The sequence below is a fragment of the Alloiococcus otitis ATCC 51267 genome, from assembly GCF_000315445.1.
GTDB classification, from domain to species: Bacteria; Bacillota; Bacilli; order Lactobacillales; family Carnobacteriaceae_A; genus Alloiococcus; species Alloiococcus otitis.
In genome coordinates this window covers 1-15535 of the sequence record NZ_JH992963.1, presented here as the reverse complement: position 1 = coordinate 15535, position 15535 = coordinate 1, and the positions used below count along the sequence as shown (strand labels likewise).

At 47.8% G+C, this 15535-nt stretch carries 18 protein-coding genes; all 18 read right to left on the bottom strand.

What is annotated here, in order from left to right:
- On the bottom strand, window positions 1-571 hold a 571-nt coding region (locus HMPREF9698_RS08270), incomplete at its 3' end, for a distal tail protein Dit (protein WP_003779241.1).
- A 12-nt stretch (window positions 572-583) separates the two neighbouring features.
- Window positions 584-4651 (bottom strand): tape measure protein, encoded by a 4068-nt coding sequence (locus tag HMPREF9698_RS08595; protein ID WP_003779240.1) that lies wholly within the window; start codon window positions 4649-4651, stop codon window positions 584-586.
- A complete protein-coding gene (locus HMPREF9698_RS08250; protein ID WP_003779237.1) occupies window positions 4651-4914 on the bottom strand; it encodes a hypothetical protein in 264 nt (87 codons plus the stop codon). Before HMPREF9698_RS08250 ends, HMPREF9698_RS08595 begins: the two co-directional genes overlap by 1 nt.
- Window positions 4915-5018: 104 nt before the next feature.
- Window positions 5019-5423 (bottom strand): tail assembly chaperone, encoded by a 405-nt coding sequence (locus HMPREF9698_RS08245; protein WP_003779234.1) that lies wholly within the window; start codon window positions 5421-5423, stop codon window positions 5019-5021.
- A 51-nt stretch (window positions 5424-5474) separates the two neighbouring features.
- Entirely contained in the window at window positions 5475-6011 is a 537-nt protein-coding gene (locus tag HMPREF9698_RS08240) for a phage major tail protein, TP901-1 family (RefSeq protein ID WP_003779232.1), read from the bottom strand.
- 13 nt (window positions 6012-6024) lie between these two features.
- The gene (locus HMPREF9698_RS08235; protein WP_169315231.1) at window positions 6025-6369 is read right to left on the bottom strand and encodes a DUF3168 domain-containing protein; all 345 of its coding nucleotides are present in this window, start codon (window positions 6367-6369) and stop codon (window positions 6025-6027) included.
- A gap of 47 nt (window positions 6370-6416) precedes the next feature.
- Window positions 6417-6767, bottom strand: coding sequence for an HK97-gp10 family putative phage morphogenesis protein (locus HMPREF9698_RS08230; RefSeq protein ID WP_003779228.1), 351 nt, complete (start codon window positions 6765-6767; stop codon window positions 6417-6419).
- On the bottom strand, window positions 6767-7063 hold the full coding sequence (locus HMPREF9698_RS08225) for a hypothetical protein (RefSeq protein ID WP_003779226.1): 297 nt from the start codon (window positions 7061-7063) through the stop codon (window positions 6767-6769). Before HMPREF9698_RS08225 ends, HMPREF9698_RS08230 begins: the two co-directional genes overlap by 1 nt.
- Window positions 7060-7377, bottom strand: coding sequence for a phage head-tail connector protein (locus HMPREF9698_RS08220; RefSeq protein ID WP_003779224.1), 318 nt, complete (start codon window positions 7375-7377; stop codon window positions 7060-7062). The genes HMPREF9698_RS08225 and HMPREF9698_RS08220 overlap by 4 nt, the downstream gene beginning before the upstream one ends.
- A 142-nt stretch (window positions 7378-7519) precedes the next feature.
- On the bottom strand, window positions 7520-8347 hold the full coding sequence (locus HMPREF9698_RS08215) for a N4-gp56 family major capsid protein (protein WP_003779223.1): 828 nt from the start codon (window positions 8345-8347) through the stop codon (window positions 7520-7522).
- Between the two features lie 13 nt (window positions 8348-8360).
- Window positions 8361-8975 (bottom strand): DUF4355 domain-containing protein, encoded by a 615-nt coding sequence (locus HMPREF9698_RS08210; RefSeq protein ID WP_003779220.1) that lies wholly within the window; start codon window positions 8973-8975, stop codon window positions 8361-8363.
- A 143-nt stretch (window positions 8976-9118) separates the two neighbouring features.
- On the bottom strand, window positions 9119-10009 hold the full coding sequence (locus tag HMPREF9698_RS08205; protein ID WP_003779219.1) for a minor capsid protein: 891 nt from the start codon (window positions 10007-10009) through the stop codon (window positions 9119-9121).
- 6 nt (window positions 10010-10015) lie between these two features.
- The gene (locus tag HMPREF9698_RS08200) at window positions 10016-11383 is read right to left on the bottom strand and encodes a phage portal protein (RefSeq protein ID WP_245530971.1); all 1368 of its coding nucleotides are present in this window, start codon (window positions 11381-11383) and stop codon (window positions 10016-10018) included.
- 11 nt (window positions 11384-11394) lie between these two features.
- The gene (locus HMPREF9698_RS08195; protein ID WP_003779216.1) at window positions 11395-12633 is read right to left on the bottom strand and encodes a PBSX family phage terminase large subunit; all 1239 of its coding nucleotides are present in this window, start codon (window positions 12631-12633) and stop codon (window positions 11395-11397) included.
- Window positions 12630-13070, bottom strand: coding sequence for a terminase small subunit (locus HMPREF9698_RS08190; RefSeq protein ID WP_003779215.1), 441 nt, complete (start codon window positions 13068-13070; stop codon window positions 12630-12632). Before HMPREF9698_RS08190 ends, HMPREF9698_RS08195 begins: the two co-directional genes overlap by 4 nt.
- A gap of 263 nt (window positions 13071-13333) precedes the next feature.
- Window positions 13334-13747: a hypothetical protein gene (locus tag HMPREF9698_RS08185; protein ID WP_003779213.1), complete on the bottom strand. Its 414-nt coding sequence runs from the start codon at window positions 13745-13747 to the stop codon at window positions 13334-13336.
- Window positions 13747-15132, bottom strand: a complete 1386-nt coding sequence (locus HMPREF9698_RS08180) for a DEAD/DEAH box helicase (protein WP_051011820.1) — start codon at window positions 15130-15132, stop codon at window positions 13747-13749. The genes HMPREF9698_RS08185 and HMPREF9698_RS08180 overlap by 1 nt, the downstream gene beginning before the upstream one ends.
- Complete coding sequence (locus HMPREF9698_RS08175; RefSeq protein WP_003779210.1) at window positions 15068-15346, bottom strand: VRR-NUC domain-containing protein; 279 nt, start codon at window positions 15344-15346, stop codon at window positions 15068-15070. The genes HMPREF9698_RS08180 and HMPREF9698_RS08175 overlap by 65 nt, the downstream gene beginning before the upstream one ends.
- Window positions 15347-15535 lie beyond the last annotated feature (189 nt).

The following is a 15535-nucleotide window of genomic DNA, read 5'->3' as shown; positions in this document are numbered from 1 at the left end:
CCAGCCGATCCCCCTTAGAGTTGGTGAGTTCAATCGTGCTACCTCCACTCGGGCTAATGCTGATCTTGTCTGGTAGGACTTCATCAGCATAGGTTAAGCTGACTCTTGTCCCAGTCTGCTTATTGCGATAGGCATAACTGCTAGGGCAAAGCAGGGTAAAGCTACTCAAGACGGACAAGCCGTCCTCTGTGAAGTCCCCTACCTCGCTTAAGTAGCCGTAGTAATGCCAGTCTGGCTCATCTGCAAACGTCAGGTCTAACTCGTCTTGCCCACGTCTCAGAGCTTTGTTAAGTTGGTTGAATTGAACTCGCAAGTCAGAACTGGAGTCAGCCTCCAGTAGAAACTCTACGGTTAAGACCCTTGGCTCGGTGGTCGTGTAGTTAAACCATGTGCCGTCTCTAAGAGGGACATCCGTCAAGCTTAGACTCTCGCCCATCAAGCCACGGCCACTCACGGATAGCTGACGGTAGCCTGGGATAAGGTCACTCAGTGGCTCACCGCCGATCAGCAAATTATCAGAGGGGGCAGATGAACGACTAGCCCCCTGATTGGTGTCGGTGAAGTTATACATTTGCTCCCCTCCTTAGTAGTTGGCTTCTAGTCTTAACTCATCCTGGTTGACTCGGTGAATGTCCTTGGCAAAGGCACGGTATTCCTTGCCTCCAAGGCTTAGCTTAATCTCAAGTGGTCTGCCTGGTCGGTCAGTTGACCCCTGCAAAGCGCCACGGCTAGACCGTAAGTCCATGCCAGGCATATTAGGAATAGCCGAGTCAGCTAGTCGTCTAGAGGCACGAGTGATGGCATCTCGCTCAGCGAGCATCCCCTGCTCCAGACCTTGACCGGTATATTGACCGATCTTGGCAGTCACTCGTGACGGTGAGTGGATCTTCAAGGCGCTTCGCATAGCGCTGGCCGCTTGATTAGCGATTGATCTCGCCCGTCCGATAATGCTACCGGACATGGAGTTAAGCCCATTTAGGAAGCCTTGCCCCATATTCCGTCCTGCGCTCTGAGCCTGTGAGCCTGCTCGTCTCATAGCACTCACGGCCTGGTTCATGGTTCGTCTGACCGCCGACAAGACTCTATTCATGGCATTCTGAACGGCACTGGACACACCATTCATGCTAGACCGTACTACGCTCAGCATTTGGTTAAAGGTCTGTCGAGTGGTGCTGAGGATCTGTCTCAGGGCTGACTGTGTATTGTTCTTAATCTGGTTCAAACTAGATCTGACCTGGTTCTGAATGGTGGTCATCTTAGACTTAACGGCATCCTGGATGGTTGTTAAGTTCTGTCTGGTTAAATTCTTAATCTGGGTTAAAGATGTCTTAATGTTGTTGGTGATCTGGTTCATTCGCACCTTGACTGTATTAGCAATCTTGCTCATGCTTGAGGCCATCACGGAGTTCATCTGGTTCATATTGGTTTTCCACATGGATGAGATCATGGTCAGTGATGACCGTATGGTGTTGGCCATTTGAGTCATGCTCGTTCTCATTGCATTGGACAATTGAGTCATGCTTGACTTGACGTTATTAGCCAGCGACTTAAAGGCGCTGGAGACCTGAGTTCCCATTTGATTGACCTGCTGAGTGACCCTTGAGCCAATACTAGAGAAGGCTTGGACACTGGTCTGGCCAATCTGGTTGGTGATTGAGGTCACGTCAGACTGGATAGCTTGATATTCGCTGACCACCCCAGAGTGAGTACCACTGGCCTCTCCTACGACCCCTGCTCTTGCTCCTGCAAAGGCCTGAACTGTCCCTGCTGAAGTGCCTTGAGCAGAAGCTACGGCATTGCCCTCTAAGTCAATGAAGTGGGCCTTTGCCTCGCCTGCCAAGGCTTGAGCATTGCTGACTGTGCCTGACCGCATCTCATCAGATGAGGCGATCACGTTATTAGCCATGTCAATTGAGGAAGCTGTGGCATCTGAGTTGAGCAAGTCCATGATCTGAGAAGTCTCAGCCTGCATCAATCCTGCTGATCCTGTTGCCCCCGTCTGCATTTGGTCAAATGAAGTCTGCACGCCGAAGGCCATACCCTCTGCTGAAGTAGTGGCCGACTCTGACATCATCAAGACATCATCTGTGACCCCAGAGGCCATATCTTGAGAAGTGGCCTGGACTTCAGTGGACATCTCTTCGGTGTCATCTTTAAACCAAGACGTGAAGCCGTCCCAGATCCCCTTGATGCCGTCAATTGCACCTGTTAGGACATTCGGAAGTGCATCCCAAATCCCCTTAGCGAGGGCCTTAATCATGTCCCAACCTGCGCTGATTAGCTTAGGAATTCCTGTGAGGATCCCCTTGACTAATTCAATGACAATCTTGATACCACCGACTAGGATCTGTGGCAGGGCTTGGAGTATACCGACAACCAAGGCCAATATTAACTGGCCTGCAGCTGCCAGGACCATTGGCAAGTTCTCAAAGATACCTGAGACCAACTTGCCGACTATAGCCACTGCCCCTGCTAAGATCATTGGCAGGTTCTGAATTAACCCCTGGACTAATGTGATGATAGCCTGCGCAGCAGCCACTAGGATCTGTGGGATAGCAGTGAGCAAGCCCTCTATTAAGCCAAGGATAATTTGAACACCTGTCTGAATGATCGTTGGCAAATTAGTCACCAGGCTATTAACGAAGTCCATCAGGATAGTCTGGGCTGATGACACGATCTGGCCAATATTACTGACGATCCCTTGAACTAGGGACAGGATGAACTGCATCCCTGTAGTGACGAGTTGAGGAATAGCCGTCAGCAAACTGGACACCAGGGCAGTGATGATCTGGAGACCTGTTGAGATTAACTGGTTAATATTCTGGGCTACCCCTTGAACCAAGGCCTGGATCAACTCGACACCTTTTTGAATAATAACAGGCAGGTTAACGGCAATGGCCTGACCGAGATAGGTCACCATAGCAACCCCTGACTGGATTAAGGCGGGTAGGTTGGAGATAATCCCGTCCACCAGACCTGTGATGATCTGTGGCCCTTGCTGAATAGCAATAGAGACAACTTGTCTGATCTGGTCACCAAAGAGTTGCATGATGACCCCAGCCCCTGCTAAGCCTGCACCGACTAGAGCGACAACCCCGGTCAACTTAAAGCCTGCTAAGGCTAGCTGACCGATTGCTCCTATTGTCTTGTTCAAGCCTAAAAGCCCAACCTGGAATGCCCCAGAGGATGCATTCTTAATAGTGTCAATGCCCTGCTTGATGAATGGGAATTTCTCGTTAATTCTAGATAAGCCATCAGCCACTAAGGTTGAGGCAAGTCCACCAACTGCTCCCAGGTTGGAGAACGTGTCCTTAACCTGGATGACCCCTTGCTTAGCCAGGTCTAATCCTTGGCCTAAGATTGGGAATTTCTGGCTCAAGCTATCTAGCGCCTGCATGCCAAGAGTCCCAAGGTTTTGGAAGCCTGACTTGGTGGAGTCTAACAAGGTGTTTAAGAGTGGGAATTTCTGGTTAATATTGTCAAGACTGGTCATGCCCTTAAGCGCTAAGGTCTCAAAGCCTGATTTCAAGAACTCAATAAAGCCCCCACTCTTAGTGATGGCAGTATTGACCGTTTCAAATCCACGGATTGCACCGTCTCTAAAGGCTGAGACTTTGTTGGAGACTAAATCCATGCCCAGCCCGATCGTATTTAAGATTGGGAAAGCCTCACCTAAGACTAGGAATGACGCTCCAACTCCTGCGATCGCTGGGGCTAATTGAACCACTTTAGGGACTAGTCCTTCAACTTCTCCTGCAATGCCGAGTAAGACTTGCTCAGCCACATCACCCACCATAGTGATCATATCTGCAATCCCCGGTAAGTTGGCCTGGGCTAGTCCTGCATCAATGGAGGAGATAATCTCAGTGATCCCACGGACTATAGCTGTCCTGGCGTTGGTGGTGGCTGTGGCAATCCCAGCCATGGCATCTCTTGCAATCTTCTCTAGCGACTCTAGACCTCCGCCCCCCTCTTTATTGAGCCTAAGTAAGGTGTCCGTAAAGTCATCAAGTGAGATTGAACCATTAGACAGACCTGTCTGAAGTTCACCGATTGTGTAGCCCATCTCGTCTGCTACAGCGTTCATAACTGGCCCCATTGTCTGCATGAGGGTGTTAAATTCCTGTCCGTGCATCTTACCTTTGCTCAAAGACCGAGAAAACATTTCAACGGCCCTGGAGACATCTTCGTTAGAGCCTCCAAAGCCTAAGATTGCATTGTTCATTGCTGAGTAGATCTGCTCAGCCCCAGACAAGTCACGGTTAGAAGCGGCCAATTGCTGGACACCTTTCACGGCACTGTCCAGAGGCGTTGGTAAGCCTTTGATGGAGGTCTTTAAATTCTCCATCATGCCCTCAGTCTCCTGGGCTGAAAAACCCATATTCTCAAAGACTCTTGAGGCATTATTCAAAGTGTCAAAACGGCTCACGGCATCACCGACTGAGCCTGAGATAGCGCTAATCCCTTTCTTCAAGGCTGAAGTTGCGATATTAGCGATCCCAAAGGCCTTAGCCAGTCCTCCGACTCCGATTGACCCTTTCTTCGTCCCGGCCGTCAAGTTGGTTAATGCTGACTGGGCGTTCTTGAGACCTGACGTGAAACCCTTATCAGCGACTGACAGGACGGCCTCAACGGAATATGACTCTGCCATTAACTCCCTCCTTTCCGTCTAAATTCTTCTTGGTTTTTCTTAATTCTAAGCAAGCGCTCTAAGCGCTCGTCTTTCTCACTCTGCTTCTCGGCTTGCTTGTAGTAGTCGTCCAGGATCTTGGACTTATCAAAGACCTGCTTGAATTCGGTGTAGATATATTTATCACCCTTCTTGTTCGTGGCTGGTAGCTCTCTAGCCACTAGCCAGGCATGATAGTGAAGGTCTTGCTGGTAGTCCACCTCACTCAAGAAGTAAGCCTCCATCCTGAGGGAATACTCCTGGAAGGTCATCTCCTGGGCTTCTCTTAGAGACTGGACTTTAAGGAAGCGAAAGCAGTTGAGATAGGCTTCATGGAAGAAGTCCTTGCTTAAGACTCGCTCTTGGTCTCTACTTCCTGAGCCTGCTGTTGAGCTTGCTGAACTTCCTCCACGTTCTCTAGACGATCCATCACTCTGGAGGTCAATCTGGAGTTCTTTAAGGTGTGTAAAAAAGACTCTCTAAGCTTTTCTCCACCGTCTTCAGTATTCTCGAAGATCCACTCTTCAATATCGTCATTAGACGGCTTCTGCTTGAGAGTCGCTGTGCCAGCTTTAATTAAGTCGTAGAAAGCCACGATATTCCCAGGAATGTAGAGCCGTGAGACCGTCATCTCCAAACCTGCCCCCAGTCCTATGCCCTCTGACTTGACCCCTGCGTGTTCGTCTAAATATCGAAAAAATTCCATACCGTAAGTCAGCGGGTAAGTCTTGCCGTTAATTGTCACTTGTTCCATTCAATTATCCCTCCTAAGTAAAAGAGGGGGACTCACTCGTCCCCACAAAGTCTATTCGTCTGAGCCACCTGGTCGTGGAGATCCACCGACAGGAGTAGTGTCTCGGAAAGCGTAGGTGATCTCAGCGATCTGGTCGTCATTCATAGTTGCATAGCCGTTCTGTGGTCGGCCCTCAACGTTGATGGAAGTCGATAAGGTCTGGTTCTCCTCCGCGTTTGCAGGAGACTCCCAGTTGGTTAGCTTGCCACGCATGTATTTAGCCTTGTATTTGTTGGGATCACTAGCGTGAGGGGCTGACAAGTCGACTTCCCAGACTTCCAATACGTCATCATCCATGAAGGCCTCATTCAGCATCTCGCTAGCAGGGTCGTCAGAGATGAGGGCTTCCATCTCGACTGTAACGGTCAGACCACCTGATGTTGGGACTGCGCCGTCCTTAGTCATCTGACTATCGTTCTCACGCTCGTATTGAAGAGTGTGTTCAATTTGGAGTGCTAATTTAGTTGCTTCTTCTTGTGCTGACTCTTTCAATTTACGGAACATTAGAATAACGTTCTTCCCTTGAGTTGGTGTAACTTCTCTTGCCATGAGTTAATTCCTCCTAATGTATATTAAATTCTAAATCTAAAACGCCATGCCAGAGGGGCTTGTCGGTACTGGTGTCGCTCAACAATCTCTTGGTTGAATTTGAGATGGCCATCTTGACCCAACGTGAGTCTAACTCCGCCCAGCCACTCAATTGCTCCATCAAGTCCTCTGTCATATCTGAGATCTGCCGTCTGCTTTCCTGCTCAGCCCATAGATCAAGCCGAACATGAAGAGTCCCCAGCGTTCGGTGCTTAACCTGCCGAGGGACAACTTGTACCTCTCCGATCACGACAAATGGATAGGCCACCTCGTATTGGGGCAAGAAGTCGTAGACATCAAATCCCAGCCCATCAGCCACGGTGTAGATCCAGTCAAAGATCTGTTGATCAATTGCCTTCAGCGCCATCATCTCACCAACCTTTGCAAGTCAGAGATGAACTGCGGTCTGACCTGGTTAAAAGCAGGCCCAACAAAGGGTTGAGCGGACATATAGCGTGTCCCATATTCCAAATAGACGGAATAGTGAGTTGTTGGCTTGACTGCCCCAGTGAGTCCACCGTCTCGAATAGTGGAGACAATAGACCGCCGAGTCTGACCTGTAGAGTAGCCCTTTGTAAAGACGGCATGACGGACCATGGCTCGGTTCAGATCACTGGTGCGTGACTTGACCACCTGACGGGCAGAGTCCATCTTCTGCATCTTCTGCAATTTTCGCATGAGGCTGTCAGCCCCCCGAATTTCAAAACTTGTCCCCATCAGGTCGCCTCCTTGACATATAGGACTGATCCACTTAAGCGGACATGGTCGACTTCATAAGGCTTGCCGTCAATCAAGATCTGACTTGGAGGGTCAGTCACTGGCTGACGGAAGCGGACGACTTTACGCCCAACTTTAACAGTGCCGTAGATTGTTGCAGACTTCTCTAGACCTAAGTCCGATAAGTGGCAGGGCAGGTTTAGCTCCTGGTCATAGGACTCTACTTGCCTGCCCTCTTTCGGATCGTATTTCTTCCTCAAGCCATAGCGTAGGGTGGCTCGGTTGTTAAACCTCATATGAACTTCACCCCACCGCTATCGAAGGCTTGAGGGTATTTCCGCTTGAGGATATCCTTATACTCGTCAAAGTCTGACGTTGAGAAATCGAGTCGGTGGCCCTCCACGGTCTGGCTTGAATAGCCCTCTGAGCCTACCCGGTTATACCGCTTAATAGCTACCTCCAGGATGATAAATTCAACGTCTGACGTGTCCACCCCGCCTGTGATGGCCCTAAAGTGGTCTTGAGTGACTTCCAGGATGGACTCTAGCAAGTCATCTTGGAGGTTGTCTTTAATCCCAAGGAATGTCTTCAACTTCTGCATCAAGTCCATCTAACCCCACCTTACTTCTTAGTTTTGCTGGTCTTTCGAGTTGACGTTTTGCGTTTTCTTGACGAACTGGACTTCTTGCTAGTCGACTTCTTGGCCTGCTTCTTGCCACCCTGCTGACGGTGACGTCTTAAGAGTAGCCCCATTAGCCTTCAGTCCCTGCTGACGGTGAGCCTCCAATGTTGACTTTAACCAACTTGGAAGAGTCGAATACGTAAGTGCCGTAGATAGAGTCTGCAGAGATCACAGTAGATTTCTTCAAGATGTCACGGTCTGTCTCTAAGAATACGTCACGTTTCTTCACAAGTCGTAAAGCACCAGCCTTAATTAGGAAGGCCTCATTGTCTTGAAGTCGTTTAGACCGGACCACAGTAGCCCCTAAGACCTTGGCAAATGCCCCAGAGATAAGCGCCTCTCCACCCACTTCGGTGTTAAGAGCTAGCTTCCGTGCATCAGCGGTTAGGTTAATGGCGTTCTGTGGATTGGTGATTAAAACCATGTCGGACAGGTCCTCGTCATCAAAGACGGCAATAGCTTTCTCGAGATTATCAACCGTCAAGCTATCAGCAGTCTCCGTTAATTCAGCTCCCAAGCGCAAAGCGTTGACAAAGTCCTCATCAATCTTTTGAGCGTGGGAAAGGGCAATCTGAGAAGCAGCCGCTTGAAGCGCATCATCATAGCTGACTTCCAAAGCGTAGTCAGTGACTTCCACTGCCTTACCAATCTGCTTAATGGTCATGGTCTTGTCAGTGGTGGACATTTGACTGATCTCGATCTCTTCGCCCTCAGTCAAGTCCTCAGCATCCCCAATGTAACCCCATGCTGGAACGGTGACGGTGTCCCCAGGCTGACCAACTAGGGTAGTGTCAACTTGCGCTAGCGGGGTAAATCTAATTTTCTTCTCCAGTTCGTACTGGACCATGTCGGCCAGGACTTCTGGAATGATTAAGTTGTCTGATCGTGTTAAAGCCATAATTTAATTCCTCCTAGTTTTGTAGAGATTTGTAGAGTTCTGGATTATCTTGATAAAGTTTGTTGCGTTCAGATATGGACATCTGGTTAAAGTCCTCTTTAGTCGGTGTGCTGTGACCACCGTCCATGCTGGATGGAGTCTTGCCTGCCAGCATTTGCTTGACTTTCTCGTCTGCCACATTGTTGATCAAATCGACAAAACTACTCACGGCAACTTGAGTCTCATCAGCGTTATCACGGACCACATAGTCAAGCACCTCATCTCTCACTGGCAAGCCCTCATCATTCAGCATTTGAGTTGCTTCTTTTTCCAAGCCGTGACGGTTGATCTGAGCTTCAAGTTCAGCGATCCGCTTCTCTTGCTTCTCTTTCTCATACTCTGCCTTCTGCTCGGAATTCATCTTGCGCAACTTCTCTGCCTCGTCTTGCTTTTCTTGAAAGGCTTGCTCAGCATCTTTGTGAGCCTTTTTGACTGCCCGGTCCACATTGCCCTTAATTAACTTCTCGACTTCATCCTGAGTGAATGTTTTCTCTTCTTTCTCAGTAGACTGGTCTTCTTGAGTGTCGACTTGCTCATCTGTAGACTCGTCCACCTGTTGTTGATCTTTCACTTCTTGATTTTTGTCCATTCTGATCGCTCCTTCAATCTTTTTTAACGACTTTGTTGTCGGTGTCTTGAAGCTTTTAAAGACTTCATCATGTTTTGGTCTATTTAATTAAGTAAAGTTATTAGGTCTATTCCCTAGTCAAGATACAGGCTCATAGGATCACGCTACCTCTCTACTGGGGCTGTGGAGCAGTGACAATGCGGATGCATTGGTGCTGAATTCTCCCCAGGTTGCATGTTGGCCACCTTAAAGATCTTGCCGTCTAACTCAGCGCAAATATCGCAAGCAGTTGGCTCGGCTATATATTCGTATTCCCGGAAGTCGTTGGCTCGGTAGTTCTCTTTCTGAACGGCCGTTTGAATTCGGGCCACTTCAGTGACGGCTAGACGTTTAGCAGCGTAAGCCGACACGTCCATCTGCTCCCTAATTAGGGGGATTAGCTCTACTGCATTCCGCCCTCTGATGACGGCCGTCTGAGTGAGTTCTGCAACAATCTTCCTTAGCTTGTCCTGTCTATCCCATATTCGCTCTGACCAGGTCGCCCCAAGATAGGGGGTGTTGATAATGGCTCTCGCCATATAGCCAATGTCCTCAGGGTCAGGAACAAAGTCTCTCATGATCCCTGCTTGCAATTCTTGCTCCTGGACAAAGGCCTCGTTTAAATACTTGTCCGTCAGCTTATGCTCATCATCAGCTAAGGCCACTAACTCCAGGTCAATATTCCGCATCAAGAGTTCTCCCCTGGACATCTTCATCTTGAGGTTGTAGAGGGCTAGCTCTCGGTTAGCCCGATCGCTAAAGTTCTTCTCCTCGACATAGCGCCGTGCTTTGTCTGCAAAGAACTGGACATCAAATTCTTCAACTAACTTCCTGACCTCTGACGGCTCGATCTGCTCTCTGAGTCCGTATCTGACGACAAAAGACTCAATTTCTTTCCTGATCTGCTCCATATAGTAGTCATGAAGCCGTTGCATGACCTTGCCAATGTCCTCATCTTGTTGTTGCCTGACTTTCATCTCTGCCTTGATCCGTCTGCGCCAATAACTGCTTGCCATGGCTTATCAGCCTCTTTCGTCTTGGTCATCCTCTTCTTGTTTGGCCTGGTCGTCCGTCTGCCGGTCACCAAATATCAAATTCTGATTTCGCAAGAGGTTAGACTCAGCCTCTCGTTGTTGCTCCTCAATCTCAGCCTTAACGTCATCCACGATAGACAAGACCGACAGCTTGGTTGCATCCGAGACCTGACCGTCTAACTGCCGGACGATCTGAGCCTCTTCCAAGACATTCCGTGGCACATTCCGTGTGAATTTATACTTCAAATCCTGCCAGGCATCTGGAGGGACGTGGCTAAGGGGTACGGACATAATAGCCTGATACATTCTATTCATAGCAGACCGCATCTTACGGTCTTTCACCTTAGCCAAGTTAGACATGGCTTGCAATTTGTAAGCTAAGGCCGTTCCACTGGAATTTCCAAAGTTCTCATCCGACAAGTTGGATACCATAGAGATCGAGAAGATTGACTCTTTCAAGAAGCTAATCAAATTCTCCTGAGTCTCGTCGGCGTTTGGTTTTTCCAGGAACGACACATCTAAGTTGGGATTGTCTCCCCACAAGTTAAAGATCCGACTATCCCGAATATTGTCGGACTCGGACTCATCTAGCTCTAGACCTATAACCTTAAGGTAGGCATCAGCGAAGTAGTCCACATCATTGGCCTTCTCACTAACGGCTTTATTAAGAGCCTTGATCAGAGTCTTGACACTCTCGAAGATCCCTTGTCTCTCATCATTGGCTATCATCTCAATGACGGGTAGCTTGCCATAGACGTGAGGCTCACGGTCAATGATCCGTGCTGTGCTACCTGCAGAAATGTCAAAGTAGATCCGCTCTTGGTCAGTGATGACCTCACCATGCCCCTCACTCATGCCCTCAGGATAGATGTAGCGTATGGCGAAGATTGGCTCATGTCGGACAGAGTCGTCATGGACAATCAGCATATTCACGGGTGACTCATAGGTCATTCGGGTCTTTGAGTCTTCGTCTTGGTAGAGGTAAATAAAGGCATGGCCGAAGATGTCCACCCGCTTGGCTAATTCAAATTCAGAGTCCAACATATTATTCAGATTTCGGAAGTCAGACACAAATTGGTCTACCTGCTCGTCATCATGGGAGACTTTAAGGGGAACACCGAGGTGATAGCCAGAGAATGTGTCCACGATATATTTAGCGTAGTTGACGACTAGTCTGTTGTCTGGCTTGTAAGGTTCTTTGGCTCGCTTGTGTAAGATGTCATGGTCTGACATATACATCCGCTCGTTCTCTAAGTAGCCATCTACTAGAGTGCGGTGTGCGTTAATGGCATCTTTGACGACATCTTCCGTGATCTCTGTCCCCTTTGGTGCTAGGATCATCTTCTTGTTAGTCACTCTTATCAATATTAGAAGCCCCCCTTAAATGTTTTCATCTTACCAGTGGTGATCCGGTCTTGCAGGCTATAGCGTATGGCATCAATACAGTGGTTGTAACTGTCCACTGGTTTATTGATATACTCTTCAGTTTGCTTGTCTTTTTGCCAAGTGTAGTTGTCCAGCTCTTCAATCGTCTTAACACAGCGCTCATCCACCACAATCTTGTGTTGTAGCATGTATTGAAGCCCTGCTAAGACTGAGCCTGGACTCTTCTTGGCATCTCTTACTCGACTTAATCCTCTTGTCCTCAATTCCTGATTAGACTTCTTCTCTGCACTATCTGCCGTGATGACTTCCTTGCCGTAGCCTAACTTCTCAATTGCCTCGGCAATCTTATCATTCATGAGGTTCTTCCTGACATATTCTTCTACTATATAGATCACTTTATTCCGTGAGTCGTGCTTGACATGCATGAATGCTGAGGGGTCGTTAATAAAGCCATAGTCAAGACCAAAGAAACTTGGTAAGCTCTTGAGTTCATCCTTGCTCAGCAAGCGCTTCTCATAGCTAGGAAAGACTAGCTTGTCTAGGGTCGCAAATTCACCTAAGGCATAAATCTTATAGTAGGCTTCATTCCTGGTAGCCAGTTCTTCAATATTCTCAACGGTCTGTTGATCTAGGAAGTGGTTGTCCTTATAGGTCGTGTGATAGACTTTGGTATTTTTTGGTTTCTTGATGAAAAAAGCTTTGTAAACCCAATTGGCCTTAGAAACCGGGTTAAACATGAGGTAGATCTGCTTCTTGGGATGCTTTTTCTCTCTCACCCTCAAGGTCAGTTGAGTGTAATCGTCAAGATTAAATTCGCTGGCCTCTTCCATGACCACATCAGAGATCCCCTTAATAGACTTGATCTTCTCAGAGTCGTCCATCCCCTTGAATAAGAATACTGCCCCGTTCGGCAACTCAATAGAAAAGTCCGACTTATTGACTTTGCAATAGTCCAAAACCTTAAAATCAGACAAGCAGGACTTGACATCTTCCCAGATCGAGTCCCGAAGCGTTGAGCCTACTTTTCGTAAGAATAGGATCTTGCGAGGGTAGGGCCAATCTCCTAGGGCCTTTAAAACGACTTTCTGGACAACCCCATGAGACTTACCACTGGATGCCCCACCGTAGTGGACCTCTGTAAAGGTGTCATAGTCGGTTAAATGCTTAAAGATATGCTTATTAAAGACCCGGCTTGGATGCTTAATATTTAATTTAATCAATCGTCATCATCATCCCACTCGCCAATGTCCAGCTCTATGTTACGATTGGTCTGCTCAATCTTCTCAGCAGGGTAAAGATCTTCCAGCTTGTTCAACTCTTGAATGGCATTAATAAGGGCATCAGATGTTCCCTTGCGAACGTAACCCTCATCTTCCCCCTGGATCGATCTAATCGCCTGGTCGTGCAACCACTTCAGTGAGTTAATGGCTTCTTCCCTGGTCCATAAAGCCTTGTTCTTATGCTCTTCCATAAGCTCCTTGTACCTCGCACGAACCTGGGGGAGTTGAGTTTTCTTCCAAGCCTCGTTGTCAAGATAATCTCCTGACTTCCCTTTGGAGGTGTAACCCGCCTTAATGAAGGCCTGTCGTTGCGTTAGTCCGCTGACAAGCCCCTGGACAAATCTCTCCTGCTTAGATGTTAATTTTCTTCCCGGCAAATTACTAACCTCCTTACTGCTTGAATTTAGGTAAATAAAAACCGCCCCTACATGGAGCGGTAAGAAAGGAACGAAAGTGCAAAATTAGAGGTGCTAGAAAAACAATTAAAACTAGCTTATGAATGAGATGTTGGACGTCAAAGGAAAAACGGCCACTATTAATGGTTGAATGCACTCTCTTTAAGAGGATTGGACTGGTCGGTGACCCAATCTTCTTACAATGCCATATTACCCCATTATTTACTGTCTTTTAATGTCCTCTTTTAAAACTTTTCGGGGAATTTGTCCCCAAAAGCCTGCAAAGCCTGTCCGTGCAATTTGTAGATCCATCTAATGTCATAATCACGCTCAACGGCAATCAGCTCAAATTTCTTCCCTTGGAAATAACGCTCAGATAAGATCATACGGTAGCGATCATCTTCTAACTGGTTAACTTCCAAGGACAACTTCAACTTATAGTTGACCAGCTTGTCCACGTCAGCGTTAATCTCGTCATTCAGCTCAAATAGCTTGGCTAGCCTCTCTTCATGACTATTACCCCCAGAAGTCTGGACATTGATGTCTTTCATCTTGACGGCTGACGTGAAGCTAGCCTTAATCAGGTCTAATTGGTTTTGTTTTTCAGTGACCTTGTTATCCAATTTCAAGCACTCTTGAAAATACTCCTTAGGTGTCATCAGACAACCTCCATTTCTGCCTTAACGGCTTGGATTAGCTTCTCCTGGTTCATGTCCTTGTCCTTCAGACTCTCCATCACGGCCTCATCAATCGTGTCCTTAGCCACAAGGTGATGAATGATAACGGGCTTGTCCTGCCCCTGTCGGTCTAGCCTGGCATTGGCCTGCTGATAGTACTCCAGTGACCAATTTAAACCAAACCAAACGATAATGTGACCCCCACGCTGGAGGTTCAGCCCATGCCCTGCACTCTGGGGGTGGGCTAAGAGTAATGGGATCTGCTTATTATTCCACGCTTCAATATTATCTCCCAATTCCTGGGCCTCTGGAAAACGGGTCTTAATATTGTCTAAGTCATGCTTAAATTGGTAGAAAACGAGGACCGGCTCACCCTGGGAGTCCTCAATAATTCGCTCCAGAACGTCTAACTTTTGCTCATGAACTTGAACTGACTTGCCGTCCGTGTCATAGATCGATCCATTAGCCAACTGGAGAAGCTTGCCTGACAAGACGGCTGAGTTGACGGCCTCAATGTCCTGACCGTCAAGGACAGCTAGAAAGTCCCGCTTAAGCGTTCGATAGAGATCCCACTCATTATCTGTCAAATCCACCTTAATGACATTGTCCACCCGCTTAGGCAAGTCTAAGACATCTTTAGCTTTCATGGACAGGCTGATGTCCTGGATCTGCTCGTAGATCTGGTCTTCCGCACCGTCTTTAAGCCCGTATTGATAGACCACATGGCCATTAGAGATCTCAGGATAAAAGTACTGCTGACGGTATTGAGTGATGGTCCTGCCCAGCCTCTTGCCACCGTCTGCCAGGTAGACCTGTGGCCACAAATCCATCAGATTATTAGGAGCTGGAGTCCCAGTCAGCCCAATAAAACGCTTAGCTCGCCCTCTCACTTTCTTTAAGGATCGAAAACGCTTAGACTTGCTGGACTTAAAGCTAGACAATTCATCAATGACGATAAAGTCAAAGGGCCAATTCGCCCCATAGTGGTTAACCAACCAGGTCACGTTTTCTCGGTTGATCAGGTAGAGGTCAACGTCCTCCTCTAGCGCCTGCTGTCTAGCCTGCTTACTCCCTAAGACCTTGGTGTAGGTCAGATTAAAGTCAAAATTTTCAATTTCAGCAGGCCAGGTATGCTTGGCCACTGAAAGAGGGGCAATCACTAAAACCTTATACTCTTGACCGAACATATGTTTTAAAGTCTCAATCACTTTAAGCGTAATCAAGGTCTTGCCTAGCCCCATGTCTAGCAGGAGTAAACTTGCAGGGTGATCAAGGATAAAGTCAACACATCTGACCTGATAATCATGCAAGGTAACAGTTGACAAAGTCGTCCACCCCCTCCTTATCGTGAATGACAATGACCTCATGACCTAAGTCCCGGAACTTCTTCCGCCACCGTCTCTGCCAGGGGGATAGTCGTCCACCCTTGGGCCGTTTCAACTCGACGAAGAAGACCCCACGATCAGAGACCACGATCCGGTCAGGCACGCCTCTTGTCCCTGGCGAAGTGAACTTCAGGCAATACGAACTGGTGTTCTCTACTTGTTCTTTAAAATATTTCTCAACTTCTCGCTCTAACATCTAGCTGCTCTTCCTTTCTCTCATCTAAGTGTGACACCCTTTTTAACGTGTCACACCCTACAAACCCAGTCATACCAAGGGTTTAGGGGGTGAGACGTGACACGTGGTGACTCTCAACTTTAGTGGTAGTATATGGGGGATATAGCCGTATAGTGTATACCTACCCTGTATAGAATATATATATATATA

Excerpts from the sequence above, each read along its gene's own strand:
- HMPREF9698_RS08595 (WP_003779240.1), bottom strand. The coding sequence starts at position 4,651 with ATGGCAGAGTCATATTCCGTTGAGGCCGTCCTGTCAGTCGCTGATAAG.
- HMPREF9698_RS08250 (WP_003779237.1), bottom strand. The coding sequence starts at position 4,914 with ATGGAGGCTTACTTCTTGAGTGAGGTGGACTACCAGCAAGACCTTCAC.
- HMPREF9698_RS08245 (WP_003779234.1), bottom strand. The coding sequence starts at position 5,423 with ATGGAACAAGTGACAATTAACGGCAAGACTTACCCGCTGACTTACGGT.
- HMPREF9698_RS08240 (WP_003779232.1), bottom strand. The coding sequence starts at position 6,011 with ATGGCAAGAGAAGTTACACCAACTCAAGGGAAGAACGTTATTCTAATG.
- HMPREF9698_RS08230 (WP_003779228.1), bottom strand. The coding sequence starts at position 6,767 with ATGGGGACAAGTTTTGAAATTCGGGGGGCTGACAGCCTCATGCGAAAA.
- HMPREF9698_RS08225 (WP_003779226.1), bottom strand. The coding sequence starts at position 7,063 with ATGAGGTTTAACAACCGAGCCACCCTACGCTATGGCTTGAGGAAGAAA.
- HMPREF9698_RS08220 (WP_003779224.1), bottom strand. The coding sequence starts at position 7,377 with ATGGACTTGATGCAGAAGTTGAAGACATTCCTTGGGATTAAAGACAAC.
- HMPREF9698_RS08215 (WP_003779223.1), bottom strand. The coding sequence starts at position 8,347 with ATGGCTTTAACACGATCAGACAACTTAATCATTCCAGAAGTCCTGGCC.
- HMPREF9698_RS08210 (WP_003779220.1), bottom strand. The coding sequence starts at position 8,975 with ATGGACAAAAATCAAGAAGTGAAAGATCAACAACAGGTGGACGAGTCT.
- HMPREF9698_RS08205 (WP_003779219.1), bottom strand. The coding sequence starts at position 10,009 with ATGGCAAGCAGTTATTGGCGCAGACGGATCAAGGCAGAGATGAAAGTC.
- HMPREF9698_RS08185 (WP_003779213.1), bottom strand. The coding sequence starts at position 13,747 with ATGACACCTAAGGAGTATTTTCAAGAGTGCTTGAAATTGGATAACAAG.
- HMPREF9698_RS08180 (WP_051011820.1), bottom strand. The coding sequence starts at position 15,132 with ATGAGGTCATTGTCATTCACGATAAGGAGGGGGTGGACGACTTTGTCA.
- HMPREF9698_RS08175 (WP_003779210.1), bottom strand. The coding sequence starts at position 15,346 with ATGTTAGAGCGAGAAGTTGAGAAATATTTTAAAGAACAAGTAGAGAAC.